The following is a 15345-nucleotide window of genomic DNA, read 5'->3' on the forward strand; positions in this document are numbered from 1 at the left end:
ATGACGACCACCGCTACCCGGCCCCGCATCACGGTTCGGCGGGTGGTGTTCACGCTCGTCCTCTTCAGCGTGACGACGTTGCTGTTCTGGGTGCCGTTCGAGGGGCTGTTCGCGGCCAGTGCGGAGTGGCCCGACCCGGTCCGGCCGATCGCCGCCGGCGTGTTCGTCGCGGGTGCCATCACGATGATCGTGCTGTTCACCCAGCGCGGCAGCGACCGCGCCGCGCGGGTCTCGCAGTTCCTGCTGGGCTTCGTGTGGATCGCGTTCGTGTGGACGCTGATCACCGACGTCGTGCGGCTCGGGCTCGCGCTGGGCGGCGTCGAGAACCCGTTCCGCTCCCGTTTCATCGCCGTGCTGCTCGCGGTCCTCATCGTCACCGTGACGGTCTACGGGGTGTACGAGGCGATGCGCGTGCCGCGGATCAAGCGGCAGGACGTGACGATTCCCCGGCTCGACCCCGCGTTCGACGGCCTGACCGTCGCGGTCATCACCGACACGCACTACGGCGCCATCAACCGCGCGAAGTGGTCGAGGGGCATGGTCGACGCGGTCAACGCACTCGGCGCCGACGTCGCCGTGCACGTCGGTGACATCGCGGACGGCACCGCCGAGCAGCGCCTGGAGCAGGCCACCCCGCTCGGCGACGTGAACACCGAGCACCGCTTCTACATCACCGGCAACCACGAGTACTACTCGAACGCGCAGGGCTGGATCGACCTGATGACCCGGCTGGGCTGGAAGGCGTTGCGCAACGAGCACGTGGCCCTTGAGCGCGGCGGCGCCAAGCTGGTGTTCGCGGGCATCGACGACATCACGGCCAGTCATTCCGGCGAGCCCGGCCACGCCGCCGACCTCGCGCTCGCGTTGCGCGGCGCCGACTCCACCGCGCCGGTCGTGCTGCTCGCGCACCAGCCGTCCGAGATCAAGAAGGCCGTCGGCGCCGGGGTGGACCTGCAGCTGTCCGGGCACACGCACGGCGGGCAGATCTGGCCGTTCCACTACCTGGTGCGGCTGCAGCAGCCGGTGGTCGCCGGCCTGAGCAGGCACAGCGACCGCACCCAGCTCTACACCAGCCGCGGCGCCGGCTTCTGGGGCCCGCCGATGCGCGTCTTCGCGCCCAGCGAGATCACGCTGCTGACGCTCAAAGCGAGCTGAGGTGCTCCCCGGAAAGATGGCCACTGTCGTTGAACCTGATCAAACGAGGTGACTCGCCGGTCGTGTAGCGGATGACCGTGAGCGCCGCGTGGTCGTGGTTCAGCGTCAGCCACCGCTCGGGCGGGGCGTCCAGCGCGTCCCGCACCAGCCAGCCGATCAGGAACGAGTGCGTCACGACCAGCACCGGGCCGTCGCCGGGCCGGGCGAACCGCGTCTCGGCCTCGTGGGCCAGCGCGGGGCCGCGAGTGCGTTCCGACTCCGGGAACCGCTCGAAGAACTCGTCGTGGTCAGGGACGAAGTGCGGCACGTAGTCGTCCGCCGCCGCCTCGGCGCGGCAGGGCACGCGCAGCACGTCGGCGAGGATCGACGCGGTCTCGGTGGCACGAGGCAGGGGGCCGTGGTGCACGGCCGCGAAACCCGTGCCCCGCAACCGTTCCGCCAGGGCCTCGGCCTGCTTGCGGCCACGCGCCGTCAGCCGGGACTCGTCCTTCGTCGCCTCACCGTGCCGGACCAGATGCAGATCTCTTGTCACGCCGTGCAGTCTGCCTTGAGGGCACTCGCGGCGTGATGGGCGTAGGTCGGTCCGGAGTTGTTCCAGTCCTGACCTCGCGTGACGAGCTGCACGGTCAGGTTTCCGCTGGCCTTGAACCTCCCGGCGGCGACCCACTGCCCGCGCTTGTCGACCTGCTTGATCGCGAACGACGCCATCGGGGTGCCGCCGACACCGTTGCGGTCGAAGACGTAGTACACGGTCGGGTTACCCCCGACCTCCTGCAGGCCACCATTCGGGATGTGCACGGAGACGTCACACGTGCCGGTCGCCGCGAACGTCCACAGGGCGTAGGCCGAGGTGTCGTCGCGGCGGGCGTCGCCGGACATCGGGATCGACACGAACGTCGAGCCGCACTTGCCGTCGCCGTGGTCGACCCAGCCCCTGCGGCCGTCGCGGTACGAGCCGACGCTGGTGTAGCCGCCGCAGCCGGGGCCCGTCGTGAACGACTTGGCACCGGCGGGAGGCTTGGCGGTGTCACGGGCGGGCGGCGGAACGGCGTTCTGCGTCGGCGTGGGCATCAGCCCCAGGGCGGACGAGGCGAGTGACGGGTCCAGGCTGTTCGCCGACGTCGACTCCGCCGGCAACTCCTCCGGCGGGGTGATCAGGCCGGGGATGTAGCTGTGCGAGGGGTTCGCGACGTCCGTGCCGCCGCTGCCGGAACCACCGTCGAACGTGGCGATGGCGATCCCGCCGAGAACGAGGAGCGCGACGATGGCGACGATCGCGGCGGTGCGGGGCTTGAACGGACCGGCCGGCGGCTTCTCCTGCTGCTCCGGAAGGTCACCGGCCGCGGCCCAGCGGGCGGCACCCCTGGCGCGGGCGGCCTCCATCAGCGCCTGGTCGGGCGCCAGATGGCGCTCGGTCGGTTCGTCGGGGAACTGGGTGGGCACGGAGCGCAGTGTGCCAGGGACACAGGGCCACCCGAACGTGTGGTTGTTTCACGAACGGGTTGTTTGAGTCCAATGGACCGCACGCTGTGCAGGCGGCTAGGCCGTTTCGGCTACGTACCGTCACGACGACCGGCGGAGCAGACCTTCATTACTGACTCGTGAGTCAGGCTAAGCACCGGGTCGCACCTGCGCACACCTGCCGCACCGGACCCGAAAAACCGGATCTTGTTCCGGTTGCCGTGTCACAGAACGAAAACGCCTGCAGAACGCCTTGATCTCGCTGCGTTTCGGGGGCAACAGAACCGGTTCAGCGTCTCGATCTTCCCGCGAGAACGGCGGTAGCCAAGCTCTTCGGGCGCGCCTAGGGTGCGCGCCATGCCCTCAGGTAGACAGGCCGTCGTGCTGCTTGCCGCCCTCGTGGCGGGTTGCGGCACGGCGATCCCCGGTACCCCCGTCGCCGGACCGCAGCAGTCACCTCAGACCTCGGCGTCCCAGACCGTCACCGTCGTGACGACGCCACCGCCGAGCAGCAGCGCCGTCCCCACGCCTGCTCCTCCGCCCCCGCCTGCCCCCGTCGCGAAGTTCGGCAACCCGAACGGCACCGCCGCCGTGCCACCGGCCGCCGCCGCCGAGGACACCTCGAAGCCCACCCGCGTGATCGGCACCGGCGCGCCCGCGAGTTGCACGTCGCAGGCCGTGGTCGACGCGGTCGCGGCCGGCGGGATCGTCACCTTCGACTGCGGCCCGCAGCCGCTCACCATCCCGATGGCCACGACCGCGAAGGTCCGCGCGAGGACCGTTCTCGACGGCGGTGGCCGCATCACGTTGAGCGGCCAGGGACAGCGCCGGGTGCTCGACCACAACGCGCCGAGGCTCGTGGTCCAGAACATCACCCTCGCCGACGGCAACTCGACCGGCGACACGGCCGACGGCGGAGGCGGCGGCGCGATCATGGTGCGCGGCGGCCAGCTCAAGGTCGTGAACTCCCGCTTCGCGAACAACAGGTGCGACGCCAACGGTCCCGACCTCGGCGGTGCCGCGATCCGCGTGACCGACTGGGCGGAGAAGGTGCCCGTCTACGTCACCGGCAGCACGTTCGAGGGCGGCGTGTGCTCCAACGGCGGAGCGTTGAGCAGCATCGGCGCGTCCTGGGTCGTGCTCAACAGCCTGATGAGGAACAACAAGGCCGTCGGCCGCGGCGCCAACCCGGCCCGCGGTGGCACGCCGGGTGGCGGCAGCGGTGGCGCGATCTACAACGACGGCAACACGTTCACGCTGCGCGTCGCCGGTTCCCTGATCGAGGACAACCAGGCCAACGAGGGTGGTGGCGCGGTGTTCTTCGTCAGCAACGACAACTCGGGCTCGATGTCGGTCGAGGGCTCCACGTTGCGCCGCAACCCGAGCCTGGGTTTCGAGACCGTCAAGGGGATCTTCTACCTAGGCGTGGGCGGCAAGCCGAAGGTCACCGCCTCGACGATCCAGTGAGCCCGCGACCAGCAGCAGCGCGAGGCCCGCGACGCACATAGTCAGGCTGAAGCCGTAGACCCAGCGGAACCCCAGCTGCTGCGAGACACCGAGCAACGCGCCCGCGACCATGCCGCCGACGATCTGGGTGTTGCTGAACATCGTCGTGGCGTGGCCGGGGCGGCCGGGGTCGAGGCTCTGGAAGTACGTGATGCCGACGCCCATGATCAACGAGATCACGGTGGCATGCAGGAGCTGCGCGGCCATCACCTGCCAGATGGCGTCGGTGAACACCATCAACCCGTGATAGCTCAACGAGATCGCCGCGCCGATGAGCACGAGCCGGTGCTGCGACATCCGGTTCGCCAGCGAGCCGAACCACAGCATCATCGGAATCTCCAGCGCCGCGCACAGGCCCATCGCGAGCCCGGCGTCACCGGCCGTGCCGTGCAGTTCGGTCGTGATGAACAACGGCAGGCCGCTCACCGCGAGGGCCACGGCCCCCTGCAGGAACAGGAAAGCGGCGGAGACGACCACCATGGTGCCGCCGGTCGAGCCGGCGGCCTCCTCGGCCTTCTCCTCCTCCGGCCGCGCGGGCGGCACCGGAAGCGTGAGGGCGAGGACCGCGACGCCGAGTTGCAGCACGGCGGTGGACGCGAAGAGACCCATCCACCCGGTCTGCGCGACGAGCAGCGCCGCCACCGGCGGCCCGGCGACCCAGGCGACCGACAGCAACGTCCGCAGCACGCTGACGACCATCGACGGCCCTTGGGAGACCTGCCGGCCGTACGCGAAGAGCTGCGGCAGCAACGACGACGTGATCGCGACGAACACCACGGACGTGCCGAGCAGGAACCAGTAGTCGCGCAGCACCGCGAACAGGCCGTAGCCGATCGCACCGGCGACACCGCCCACGGCGAGCAGGTACCGGCGCTGCACCCGGCCGTCGGACAGCTTGCCCATGATCGTGCTGGCGACCACCGACGCGAGCGGGCTCGCGATCAGGAAGAAGCCGAGCTGGAACGGCGTGACCTTGATTTCGCTCGTGAGGAACAGCGAGCCGAACGGCAGTGCGAACGCCATCGACACGCCCGACACGACGCTGATGCCGGAGAGTTGGAGGAACGTACGGGACAAGAACGGCGAGGATGTTCTCTCGCTGAGTGCCGTCACCCGGTAATCGTGCTCGTTGAGCGGTCAATCAGTAAACTAAATATCCCATGATGCGGGCAATGTCTCACACCACGACGATCGCACCGTCGCGACGGTGATCTGCACCACCCCTGAGCAGGCCGGATTCGGTCATTTCGACCACCTGGCAGCCGCCGAAGAACATGCTCGGCGCGCGGAATCGCGTCACCGGGAGTTCGCTTTCCGGTCGAATTCCCGGTTCGACGTGGAGGTGGTCTCCGCTCAGGTGCATGCGCGGCGCGTCGACGGCGGCCTGGGCGGGCATGCCGCGGTCGAGCACGTTCACGAGCACCTGCAGGATCGCGCCGCAGATCCGGCTGGAGCCCGCGCTGCCGAGCACGAGTCCGGCCTGGCCATCCTTCGTCACCACGGTCGGCGCCATCATCGACGGCAGCCGGTCACCGGGCGCGTGGCTGAAGAACCCGTCCGGCGACAGGTCCTCCTCCCCCATCATGTTGTTCAGGTGCACGCCGGCGATCGAGATCCCGGAGCCCGCGCCGTTCGTCGTGGTGACGCTGCACGCCGTGCCGTCCGCGTCGAGCACGGAGATGTGCGTGGTGGAGCCGAGGCGGTTCAGGTGCGCCTTCGGGGTGGCGAGCGCGCGGACGAGGTCCTGCTGCGACGGGTTGTCGGGCAACGCTTCCAGCATCTGCGTGAGCAACGCACCGCCCGCCGCGGGTGGTGGGTTCGTGTGGATGTCACGGCCGCGATGCCGCACGTGCAACGGCTCGCGACGCACGGCTTCGTAGGCTTCCAGGTCCTGGCGAGTGAGATCGCCGCCCTTCGACCTGATCCAGTCGGTGACGGCGCCCGCGATGTCGCCGGTGTAGAACGGCGCCGCGCCGTCGCTGCCGAGCCGGTCGAGGGCCTCGGCGAGTGCGGGCTGCACGAGGAGTTCGCCTTCTTCGAACGCGGTGAGGCCCGCGCTGTGGGCGAGCGGCAGCAGCAGCGACGTGACGTACGCCTGGTACCTGTTGATCCGATGGCCTTCACGGGCGTGCATCGCCGCCGTGGCCACCAGTTCGTGCAGCGGCGCACGGCCGTAAGTCGCGGCTTTCGCGGCACCGGCGGGCATTCCGTACGCGGCGACCGAGGACGGTCCCACGTGGAATTCCTGCTCCGCGTCACCGAAGTGGACGGTGATGGGGTCCAGCGGCGCGCGCTCCCCCGCCGTACCGCGTCCCGGCGCGACGGCCGAGAAGTCCAGCAGTACAGGGGTCTCCCCGGCGGGCGCGATCATCATGTACCCGGCGGAGCCGAGCCCGGTCAGCAACGGCTCGGTGACGCAGGACGTCAGCATCGCCGCGACCGCCGCGTCCACGGCGTTCCCACCGGCGCGCAGCATCGCCGCGCCCGCCTGTGCGGTGAGCGGGTGGCCCGCCGCGATCGCGCCTCGCACCGTCGACCTCCAGAAGAGAAGGCGGTCAACGGTAGACCTGGATGCGGCACGCCGACCACTCGGCCCGCTCTGGCCCGAAGGTTGAGACCCGGTGCAAAACGGGTATTTCGACGACCATGGAGTGGATCACTCGCCTGATGGAGGCGCTGGGCTCGCCCGGCGCGGGCCTCGCGGTCGCGCTGGAGAACGTGTTCCCCCCGGTGCCGAGCGAGGTGATCCTGCCACTGGCGGGGTTCACCGCGGGCCAGGGCAAGATCTCGCTGATCGCCGCGATCCTGTGGACGACGGTGGGTTCCGTCGCCGGCGCCCTGGTGCTGTACGGCCTGGGCGCGTGGCTCGGGCTGGAACGGCTGCGCAAGGTCGCGGACAGGATCCCGTTCGTCACGGTGTCCGATGTGGACAAGTCGGACGCGTGGTTCGACCGGCACGGCAGCAAGGCCGTGTTCTTCGGTCGGATGGTGCCAGTCGTGCGGAGCCTGATCTCCATCCCGGCCGGGGTGTCCGGGATGCCGGTCCTCAAGTTCACGCTCTACACGGCGGCGGGCAGCCTCGTGTGGAACACCGCGCTGATCCTCGCCGGCTACGCGCTGGGCGACAACTACGAGCTGGTCGACCGCTACCTGGGGTGGGTGTCGACGGTGGTGCTCGCCGCGCTGGCCATCGCCATCGTCTGGTTCGTCGTCTCACGCGTCAAGGCACGCCGTTCGTAGAGCACCGACGCCACCGCGATCGCGAGACCCGCCACCGACAACGCCACGCCGACCCACGCCGTCGAGGTGTAGCCCCAGCCGGCCGCGATGGCCAGGCCGCCGAGCCACGCGCCCGCGCCGTTCGCGACGTTGAGCGACGAGTGGTTGGACGAGGCCGCGAGCGACGGCGCGTCCGGCGAGGCGTCCATCAGCCTGATCTGCAGGGCGGCCGCGAGGATCTGGATGGTGAAGCCCAGCAGGAACAGCAGGAGCAACAGGAACACCGGGATGGTCGCGGTGAGCCCGAAGAGCACCAGGATCACGCAGACCGCGATCAGCCCACCGAACACCGAGCCCGCCGGCGAGCGGTCCACGAACCGGCCGCCGAACGTCGCGCCGAGCGTCATGCCGAGCCCGAACACCGCGAGGATCCACGGGACGGCACCGGCGGGCAGCCCGGCGACCTCGGTCGTCAGCGGCGCGACGTAGGAGTAGACGGCGAACATGCCGCCGAAGCCGATCATGCCGGTGAAGATCGCGAACCACACCGTCGGACGGCCGAACGCGCGGACCTCGCCCTTCATCGACGCGCCCTCGACCTTGGGCACCAGCGGCACCCAGGCCGCGATCGCCGCGGCCGTGAGGAGCGCGATCACCGCGACCGCGAGGTACGCCGTGCGCCACCCGATCTGCTGCCCCGCCGCTGTCGCGAGTGGCACGCCCACGAGGTTCGCCAAGGTCAGGCCGACCATCACGCGTGCAACGGCCGTGCCGCGCCGTTCGGGAGCAACGAGCGTGGCGGCGACAACGGCCGCGATGCCGAAGAACGCGCCGTGCGGCAGTCCGGCGACGAACCGCGCGAGGAGCAGCAACGTCTTGTCCTGCGCGACAGCCGACAACCCGTTGCCCAGGGCGACCGCGAGCATGAGGCCGATCAGCATGCCCTTGCGCGGGAGCTTGGCCCCGAGCACCGCGATCAACGGAGCGCCGACGACGACACCGGCGGCGTAGAGGCTGATCGCGTGGCTCGCCTCGTAGTCGGGGATGCCGAACGTCTCCGCGATCTGCGGCAGCAGGCCCATCGTCGCGAACTCGGTCGTACCGATGCCGAACCCGCCGAGCGCGAGAGCGGTCATGGCGCGGGTGGTGTTCAAGGCTTCCCCAATGGGTGTCAGCAGCAGAGACTAGTTAGCTACTGGAACGATTTTAGGTTCTTTCTGACGCGCTTCAGAAGAGCCTGGGACGGTGCCGCTGCTCACACGCCGTTCGAGCACCACGGACACCACTGCGATCGTCAGGCCACCGACCGCGAGCAGGGCTCCGATCCAGTTCGGGGCGGTGTAACCGAGGCCATGCCCGATCGCGAGCCCGCCCAGCCACGCGCCGGCGGCGTTGCCCAGGTTGAACGCCGCGATGTTCGCCGCCGACGCCAGTGCCGGCGCGCCCGCCGCCGTCTGCATGACCCGCATCTGCAGTGGCGCCACCGTGGCGAACCCGGCCGCGCCGAACAACACGATGGTGATCGCGGCCAGTACCGGTGAGTGCGCGGTGAACACGAACGCTGTCAGCACGGCGGCCAGCGAGATCAGGATGACGATCACGCTCTTCATCACCGACCGGTCCGCGGCCTTGCCGCCCAGCAGGTTGCCCGCGAACAGGCCGACGCCGAACAGCACCAGCAACCACGTCACGGCACCCGATGAGAAGCCCGCGACCTCGGTCATCATCGGCGCGATGTAGGTGAACGACGCGAAGACGCCCGCGAAGCCGAACGCGGTCATCAGCAGTGCGAGCCACACCTGCGGGTTGCGGAACACGGCGAGTTCACTGCGCAGGTCACTGCCCTGAGCCTGCTGGCGCGGCACGAGGAACACGATGCCGAGCAGCCCGATCACACCGAGCACGGTCACCGCCCAGAACGTCGAGCGCCACCCGAGTTCCTGACCGAGCGCCGTGCCCATCGGCACGCCCAGAACGTTCGCCACGGTCAGACCGGTGAACATCAACGCGATGGCGCTCGCCCGGCGTTCCGGCGCGACGAGGTCAGCGGCGACGACCGAGCCGATGCCGAAGAACGCGCCGTGCGCCAGTGCCGCGACCACGCGACCGCTCATCAGCACGCCGTAGGTGTCCGCGAGAGCGGAGACCAGGTTGCCCGCGATGAACAGCACCATCAGCCCGAGCAGCATCTTCTTGCGCGGCAGGCGGCCGCCGAGAACGGTCAGCAACGGCGCGCCGATCACGACGCCCAGCGCGTAGCCGGAGATCAACAGTCCCGCGTCCGGAATGGAAACGCCGAGGTCGGTCGCGACCTCGGGAAGCAGCCCCATGATCACGAACTCGGTCGTGCCGATGGCGAAGGCGCTGATCGCGAGGGCGAGCAGGGCGACAGGCATGTCACACAGTCCTTGAAGTCGTAGGTTGTCAGCGTGGACAATAGTTGCACACGCGGGTAATTGTCTGCGACTCCTGAATCGGTGAAGCACGTCACGCACAAGAGGCCGGCCCCGCAGGACCGGCCTCTCGTCGGGGCTACCTCAGATGCGCGGGACGTCCACGAACGTGCGGCCGTTGAGCGGCTGCGTCGCACGGGCGTTGCCCGCGGTGAACAGCCCCTTGAAGCGCGCGATGGTCGCGGCCGACACGTGCTGCTCGCGGGTCAGGTACCACTCGACGCCCTCGGTGAACGGCGCCGTGGTGAGCGAGCCGGTGTAGTGCAGCGTGTGGTGACCTGAGGGCAGCAACCGGTTGAGATCGATGGGCTCGATGTCGACCGGCGCGCCGCACTCGGGCGAGAGCGTCGCCAGCACGTCGTCCACGACGGAGTGCGAGCCGGCGACCAGCGGAACGCCGACCACCAGCAGCTTGCCCTCGGCACTGCGGTGCACGAGGTGCATCTCGAGCGGGGTGTTGCGGCCGCCGAACCTGTGCTCGGACGGCGTGTGGAAGTGGAACTGGACCAGGTCGTACCTGGTGCCCGCCACCGTGACGTGGCCGGATCCGGGCTCGACCTCCGCCTCCTCTGTCTCCTCGTGGTCGCGGGTCGTGCAGCCGTCGGCCTGGCCCGCGTCCTTGCGGACGTACTTCAACTCCAGTGCGGAGTGCCCGTAGGACACGTCGAGCTTGGGTGCGTGCGGGTCGAACCGGATCGCGTTGGGCGTGACGTTCACGGGGCTTTGCTTCGGCGTCGCCGACTCGGCCGCGCCATTCGCGAAGAAGGTCGCGGTGAGCACGAGTGGAAGAAGCGCCGGAAGGGATCGCTTGATGTTCATGACACTACTTTTCACCCGATCGAGTGAAATAGGGAAGAGAGTGTGGTCGCGCTCTCATTCTCCGGAAATATTCCCGCCGTTCCGATCAGGACATGCAGGTCAGACCGCTGCAACCAAGTTGCAACAACGGCGTGGGCAGTCCGTTCGTTGAGCATGCAAATTCGAATTGAGACGGCATAGGTTCGGCGTTCGGAATTGAAGACAGCGACGTTCTCGATCACTATTGTCCGAATCAAGCTGATTTGCCGAATTTGCCTGAAGTGACTCCGCTGCCGCGGCGCATGCGACAAGATGGACCGATGGTGACCGTCGCCGACATCCGCGCCGTGGCTCGCACGCTGCCGCGCACCACCGAACACCTCATCCGCGACCGCGTGAAGTTCCGCGTGGGCCAGATCGTCTACGCGGCCCTCTCCCGCGACGAGACCGTGCTGGGCTTCGGCTATCCGCGCGAGGAACGCGAAGCGCTCGTCGCGAGCGATCCGGTCAAGTTCGCGTTCCCCAGCCAGTCCGACATGCGCTTCCAGTGGGTGCACGCCTCGATGGCCGAGCTCGACGTCGAGGAGATGACCGAGCTCGTCATCGGGGCTTGGACCATGTGCGTGCCCAAGAAGGTGATCCGCGAGCGCCTCGGCGAAGACTTCATTTAGTCAACACTGAAGCTATCGAGGCTACTCAGCACAGAGACAGCCCACGCCGGGTTCGATCCATTCCCGGCCGGCCCACTCGGGATGCCGCTCCGCCAGCACCGCCGTCACCTCGGCGACGATCTCGTCGAGCCCCGCCGCACTGTCGCGCCGCCGCCAGGTCTCGTCCCGCAACTCCCCCAGGTAGTCCCGGACCCCCTGCAGCACCGCGACATCGCCCACCGACCCGTGTCCAGGCACGACCACGCGCGGCTCGCCGGCGATCAGCCCGTCCAGCACACCGATCCACGCGAGCCCGGACACGTCGGTGTCGTGCGGAGGGAACCACGGGAAGATCGCGAACTGCCCGGTCTCGGCCAGGTCGCCGGTGAACAGCACGCCCGCGTCGGGCACCTCCACCACCTGGTCCCCCAGCGTGTGCCCGCGCCCGGTCGGCCGCAGCAGCACCGTGCGGCCGCCGAGGTCGAGTGCGCGGACGCCGTCGAACACCTCGTCCGGCACCGGGATCTCGACGTCCGCGAGGCGTTCGGCGATCGCGCCGCCGAAGCCGCGGAACATCCGCAGGTAGCCGGATCCCTTGCGGCGCAGGTCATCCGCCTGCGCGCGGTTGATCAGGTAGGAGTCGAACACGGACGAGCCGAACGCGTGCTCGGGGTGGAAGTGCGTCGTCGTCAGATGGATCCGCCGGCCGCGCGCCACCTCTTCCGCGAAGTCCCGTACGAGTGCCGCGTTCGTGAGGCCGAGTCCCGTGTCCACCACGAGGATCGCCTCGGTGCCGCCGACGATGCCGATGTTGGGCACGAGGCCGACGTGCTCGTTGGGGATCACCAGCACGCCGTCGGCCACCTCGGTGACGCCCGAGACGTGGACGGCGGGGTCAGGAAGGTTCATGTCCCCACTCCACCCGCGCGGGCCGGGTGGCGTCCAAGACCATCTGCGCAATCCCGATACCGTGCGAGTATCGTGCCTGATCATGGAGCTGCGGACCCTGCGGTACTTCGTCGCGGTCGCCGAGGAACTGCACTTCGGGCGCGCCGCGCGCCGGCTCCACCTGAGCCAGCCGCCGCTGAGCCGGGCGATCAAGCACCTGGAGGCCGACCTCGGCGCCACACTGCTGCACCGCTCCCCCGCCGGCGTCACGCTGACCGACGCGGGTCACGTCCTGCTCACCGAGGCGAGGGCGCTGCTCGACCACGCCGGCCGCATCCGCGCCAAGCTCGCCAGGACGACGATCACCGTCGGCATGCTCGGTGACCACGGGGCCCGCGTGGCCGAGGCGTTCCGGCGCAGGCACCCGCATGTCGAGATCCGCGTCCGCGAGACCGACCTGACCGATCCGACCTGCGGCCTGCGCGCCGGCCACGTCGACGTCGCCCTGACGCGCGGGCCGTTCGACGAGAGCGGCTTGAAAACCCTTGTGCTGCAAGAGAACCCGGTCGGCGCGGTGCTGCGGCGTGACGATCCGCTCGCGGCCCGGGAGCGGATCACCACCGACGACCTCGCCGGTCGCGACTGGTTCCAGTTCCCGGACGGGACCGACGAGATCTGGCGGAACTACTGGAACGGCGGCAGACCGCGCAGCGGCCCGACCGTCCGCGCGGTCCAGGAGTGCGTGCAGTCCGTGCTGTGGAACGGTTCCGTGGGCCTGGCGCCGCTCGGCCACGACCTGGGCGAGCTCGTCGTGGTGCCGCTGGCCGACATGTCACCCAGTCCCGTCGTGATCGCGTGGATCTCCGACGACCCGCTGACCCTGGACTTCGTCGAGGCAGCGGCCCAGGCGTACAGAGCTGCTCAGGGCCTGTCGAGACGGCTCACGGTCACCGCGTAGTCGCCGCCCTCGAAGGGCTTCCGGTCCCACGTCGCGAACCGTTCGACCAGCGTGAGCCCGGCTTGGGCGCAGTGCTCGTCGTAGTCCTCGGCGGTGTAGCCGCGGTCCAGGCTGAACCCGGCGACCAGCACGTTCCCGACGTGCCTGGCCACGCCCGCGACGAGCGCGCCCTGCGTGCCGGGCGGGGTGAACAGCGGCACGTTGCCCGCCATGACGACCACGTCGAACGTCCGGCCCAGGTCGAGTTCGGCCAGGTCGGACCGCACCCACGTGATGTCCGGCGCCTGCTCGCGCGCGTAGGCGAGCATCGAGGCGTCGACGTCCGCTCCGACCACCTCGATGCCGTGCCTGGCCAGCTCGATCGCGACCCGTCCGGTGCCGCAGCCGGCGTCCAGGACGGAGGCCGGCTCGAACGCACGCACGAAGGTCGCTTCTCCGTGCACGTCCATCCCCGACTCGGCGAGCGAGTCGAACCTGCGCTGGTACTCCGCCCCGTTCCACATGATTCGCATCATAGATCCGAAGATCGGCGGCTAGCGGACGAGTGGGAGCGCTGCCAAGGTCAAAGCATGACGCGCTTTCTGCTGGCAGTGGCGTTGCTCGTGGCCGCGGCCTCACCCGCACAGGCCGCACCGCCGCGATGGGTGGGCACGTGGGCGACCGCGCCGTCCTCGGCGGTCTCCGGTACCGACAACGGTTATCCGAACTTCTCGATGCGCAACATCGTGCACGTCAGCGCCGGGGGCAAGGAGATCCGCGTCCGGCTCTCCAACGCCTACGGCCGCACGCCGATCCTGTTCGGCCAGGTCACGGTCGCCCGCGCGGCCGGTCCGGACACACCCCTGGCGTTGCCCGGCACGATGCGCACGCTGACGTTCGGCGGCGCCCGGTCGATCACCGCCCCGCCCGGTGCCGACGTGGTCAGCGACGGCGTGGCGCTGAATGTCCCCGCCGACTCCGACCTGCTGGTGAGCGTCTACACGCCGGAGCCGGGCGGCCCCGTCACGCGCCACCAGCTCACGATGCAGAACTCGTACTTCACCCGCGACGGCAACCACACGGCCGACGAGTCCGCCGCCGCCTACCGCGAACGCACCACGAACTGGCACTACGTCTCGGGCGTGGACGTCAGGTCGTCCAGCCTGCGCGGCAGCGTCGTGGCACTCGGTGACTCGATCACCGACGGCGCGAACTCGACGTGGGGCGCGAACCTGCGCTGGCCCGACCAGCTCGCCGACCGCGTGAACACCCGCCTGGGTGTGCTGAACGCGGGCATCAGCGGCAACCGCCTGCTGCTCGACGGCGGCGGGGCCGGTCCCAACGCGCTCGCGCGGCTGAACCGCGACGTGCTCACCCAGTCGGGCGTCCGCTCGGTGATCGTGTTCGAGGGCATCAACGACATCCAGCAGACCCCGCACCAGACCGATCCGGCCAAGATCATCGCCGCGCTGCAGCAGATCGCGTCCCGGTCACACGACCGCGGCCTGCGGGTGATCGGCGCGACGATCACGCCGTTCAAGGGCTGGCGCAGCTACACCGAGGAGCTCGAGTCGGTGCGCCAGGCCGTGAACGCGTACATCCGGACGAGCCCCGACTTCGACGCCGTCGTCGACTTCGACCGGGTGATCCGCGACCCGGCCGACCCGCAGCGGATCAGGCCCGACTTCGACGAGGGCGACCACCTGCACCCTGGTGACAAGGGCTTCGAGGCGATGGCGAAGGCGGTGCGGATCGCCACCCTCTGACACCCGATGCAGCCGGCCGCCCAGGGCGTCCTGCTAGTGGCGTGGCCCGGAAGGTTGCCGGGGGAATTCGCGGTCAGACGGGTGCATCGTGGTGTCGCCCCCACGTCCTCGTACTGGATGTACGGGGGCGTGGGGGCGGGAGGCGCCCTGCTGGGCGCGGATTACCTCGCCGACGTTCCGGGTCGCGCCACTAGTGTCCTGCGCCTGAAATCCGCTGGGTAAGTCTATGGTGGGGTGATGGCGCGGATTGGACGTCCTCCTGCTGAGGTGACGTTGACCGAGCAGGAGCGGGAAACGTTGCAGCGGTGGGCGCGGCGCGCGAAGTCCTCGCAGGTGCTGGCGCAGCGGTGCAGGATCGTGCTGGCGTGTGCGGATGGTGTGCCGGGCACGCGGATCGCCGAGGATCTGCGGGTGCATCCGACGACGGTGACGAAGTGGCGCAGGCGGTTTCTGCGGGATCGGCTGGACGGCCTGGTCGATGAACAACGGCCGGGCCGGCCGCCGTCGATCAC

The 15345-nt window shown here is 69.5% G+C and carries 16 protein-coding genes; 7 read left to right on the forward strand and 9 right to left on the reverse strand.

What is annotated here, in order from left to right; all coding sequences use genetic code 11:
• Nucleotides 1–1155: a metallophosphoesterase gene (locus BLR21_RS38170; RefSeq protein ID WP_090014581.1), complete on the forward strand. Its 1155-nt coding sequence runs from the start codon at nucleotides 1–3 to the stop codon at nucleotides 1153–1155.
• Here BLR21_RS38170 and BLR21_RS38175 read toward each other — a convergent pair.
• Both BLR21_RS38175 and BLR21_RS38180 read right to left on the reverse strand, forming a co-directional pair.
• Nucleotides 1142–1687: a histidine phosphatase family protein gene (locus BLR21_RS38175; protein WP_218131089.1), complete on the reverse strand. Its 546-nt coding sequence runs from the start codon at nucleotides 1685–1687 to the stop codon at nucleotides 1142–1144. The two genes, BLR21_RS38170 and BLR21_RS38175, sit on opposite strands and share 14 nt — an antisense overlap.
• Nucleotides 1684–2598: a hypothetical protein gene (locus BLR21_RS38180; protein ID WP_090014583.1), complete on the reverse strand. Its 915-nt coding sequence runs from the start codon at nucleotides 2596–2598 to the stop codon at nucleotides 1684–1686. The genes BLR21_RS38175 and BLR21_RS38180 overlap by 4 nt, the downstream gene beginning before the upstream one ends.
• A gap of 375 nt (nucleotides 2599–2973) precedes the next feature.
• Here BLR21_RS38180 and BLR21_RS38185 point away from each other — a divergent pair, with 375 nt between their 5' ends.
• Nucleotides 2974–4083, forward strand: coding sequence for a hypothetical protein (locus BLR21_RS38185; protein ID WP_090014619.1), 1110 nt, complete (start codon nucleotides 2974–2976; stop codon nucleotides 4081–4083).
• On the opposite strand, the gene BLR21_RS38190 is transcribed toward BLR21_RS38185, so the two are convergent.
• The gene (locus tag BLR21_RS38190; protein WP_256335202.1) at nucleotides 4036–5199 is read right to left on the reverse strand and encodes a sugar efflux transporter; all 1164 of its coding nucleotides are present in this window, start codon (nucleotides 5197–5199) and stop codon (nucleotides 4036–4038) included. The genes BLR21_RS38185 and BLR21_RS38190 overlap by 48 nt on opposite strands.
• Before the next feature lie 100 nt (nucleotides 5200–5299).
• Nucleotides 5300–6652, reverse strand: coding sequence for a gamma-glutamyltransferase (locus BLR21_RS38195; RefSeq protein WP_218131090.1), 1353 nt, complete (start codon nucleotides 6650–6652; stop codon nucleotides 5300–5302).
• A gap of 116 nt (nucleotides 6653–6768) precedes the next feature.
• Here BLR21_RS38195 and BLR21_RS38200 point away from each other — a divergent pair, with 116 nt between their 5' ends.
• Entirely contained in the window at nucleotides 6769–7362 is a 594-nt protein-coding gene (locus tag BLR21_RS38200; protein ID WP_256335203.1) for a DedA family protein, read from the forward strand.
• Here the strand turns inward: BLR21_RS38200 and BLR21_RS38205 are convergent.
• The 3 genes from BLR21_RS38205 to BLR21_RS38215 form a co-directional block, all read right to left on the reverse strand.
• Nucleotides 7269–8477: an MFS transporter gene (locus BLR21_RS38205; RefSeq protein ID WP_090014588.1), complete on the reverse strand. Its 1209-nt coding sequence runs from the start codon at nucleotides 8475–8477 to the stop codon at nucleotides 7269–7271. The two genes, BLR21_RS38200 and BLR21_RS38205, sit on opposite strands and share 94 nt — an antisense overlap.
• 48 nt (nucleotides 8478–8525) lie before the next feature.
• On the reverse strand, nucleotides 8526–9737 hold the full coding sequence (locus tag BLR21_RS38210) for an MFS transporter (protein ID WP_090014590.1): 1212 nt from the start codon (nucleotides 9735–9737) through the stop codon (nucleotides 8526–8528).
• Nucleotides 9738–9878: 141 nt separating this feature from the next.
• Entirely contained in the window at nucleotides 9879–10613 is a 735-nt protein-coding gene (locus BLR21_RS38215) for a carbonic anhydrase family protein (protein WP_090014591.1), read from the reverse strand.
• Between the two features lie 299 nt (nucleotides 10614–10912).
• Here BLR21_RS38215 and BLR21_RS38220 point away from each other — a divergent pair, with 299 nt between their 5' ends.
• Nucleotides 10913–11263, forward strand: coding sequence for an MmcQ/YjbR family DNA-binding protein (locus tag BLR21_RS38220; RefSeq protein WP_090014594.1), 351 nt, complete (start codon nucleotides 10913–10915; stop codon nucleotides 11261–11263).
• Between the two features lie 21 nt (nucleotides 11264–11284).
• Here the strand turns inward: BLR21_RS38220 and BLR21_RS38225 are convergent, their stop codons facing one another.
• A complete protein-coding gene (locus BLR21_RS38225; RefSeq protein WP_090014596.1) occupies nucleotides 11285–12151 on the reverse strand; it encodes an MBL fold metallo-hydrolase in 867 nt (288 codons plus the stop codon).
• An 82-nt stretch (nucleotides 12152–12233) separates the two neighbouring features.
• Here BLR21_RS38225 and BLR21_RS38230 point away from each other — a divergent pair, with 82 nt between their 5' ends.
• Entirely contained in the window at nucleotides 12234–13088 is an 855-nt protein-coding gene (locus BLR21_RS38230; protein ID WP_090014598.1) for a LysR family transcriptional regulator, read from the forward strand.
• Here the strand turns inward: BLR21_RS38230 and BLR21_RS38235 are convergent.
• Nucleotides 13052–13591, reverse strand: a complete 540-nt coding sequence (locus BLR21_RS38235) for a class I SAM-dependent methyltransferase (protein ID WP_256335204.1) — start codon at nucleotides 13589–13591, stop codon at nucleotides 13052–13054. The genes BLR21_RS38230 and BLR21_RS38235 overlap by 37 nt on opposite strands.
• 66 nt (nucleotides 13592–13657) lie before the next feature.
• Between BLR21_RS38235 and BLR21_RS38240 the strand changes: the two genes are divergently transcribed.
• Both BLR21_RS38240 and BLR21_RS38250 read left to right on the forward strand, forming a co-directional pair.
• On the forward strand, nucleotides 13658–14833 hold the full coding sequence (locus tag BLR21_RS38240; RefSeq protein ID WP_090014603.1) for an SGNH/GDSL hydrolase family protein: 1176 nt from the start codon (nucleotides 13658–13660) through the stop codon (nucleotides 14831–14833).
• A gap of 237 nt (nucleotides 14834–15070) precedes the next feature.
• A partial coding sequence (locus BLR21_RS38250; RefSeq protein ID WP_143028064.1) for a helix-turn-helix domain-containing protein occupies nucleotides 15071–15345 on the forward strand: 275 nt, incomplete at its 3' end.

It is taken from the genome of Lentzea albidocapillata subsp. violacea, from assembly GCF_900100275.1.
In the GTDB taxonomy this organism is placed as follows: Bacteria; Actinomycetota; Actinomycetes; order Mycobacteriales; family Pseudonocardiaceae; genus Lentzea; species Lentzea violacea.

What these genes read in the sequence shown, in the direction of transcription:
- BLR21_RS38225 (WP_090014596.1), bottom strand. Translation starts at nt 12,151, where the DNA reads ATGAACCTTCCTGACCCCGCCGTCCACGTCTCGGGCGTCACCGAGGTG.
- BLR21_RS38205 (WP_090014588.1), bottom strand. Translation starts at nt 8,477, where the DNA reads ATGACCGCTCTCGCGCTCGGCGGGTTCGGCATCGGTACGACCGAGTTC.
- BLR21_RS38220 (WP_090014594.1), top strand. Translation starts at nt 10,913, where the DNA reads ATGGTGACCGTCGCCGACATCCGCGCCGTGGCTCGCACGCTGCCGCGC.
- BLR21_RS38215 (WP_090014591.1), bottom strand. Translation starts at nt 10,613, where the DNA reads ATGAACATCAAGCGATCCCTTCCGGCGCTTCTTCCACTCGTGCTCACC.
- BLR21_RS38235 (WP_256335204.1), bottom strand. Translation starts at nt 13,591, where the DNA reads ATGTGGAACGGGGCGGAGTACCAGCGCAGGTTCGACTCGCTCGCCGAG.
- BLR21_RS38230 (WP_090014598.1), top strand. Translation starts at nt 12,234, where the DNA reads ATGGAGCTGCGGACCCTGCGGTACTTCGTCGCGGTCGCCGAGGAACTG.
- BLR21_RS38210 (WP_090014590.1), bottom strand. Translation starts at nt 9,737, where the DNA reads ATGCCTGTCGCCCTGCTCGCCCTCGCGATCAGCGCCTTCGCCATCGGC.
- BLR21_RS38185 (WP_090014619.1), top strand. Translation starts at nt 2,974, where the DNA reads ATGCCCTCAGGTAGACAGGCCGTCGTGCTGCTTGCCGCCCTCGTGGCG.
- BLR21_RS38170 (WP_090014581.1), top strand. Translation starts at nt 1, where the DNA reads ATGACGACCACCGCTACCCGGCCCCGCATCACGGTTCGGCGGGTGGTG.
- BLR21_RS38240 (WP_090014603.1), top strand. Translation starts at nt 13,658, where the DNA reads ATGACGCGCTTTCTGCTGGCAGTGGCGTTGCTCGTGGCCGCGGCCTCA.
- BLR21_RS38200 (WP_256335203.1), top strand. Translation starts at nt 6,769, where the DNA reads ATGGAGTGGATCACTCGCCTGATGGAGGCGCTGGGCTCGCCCGGCGCG.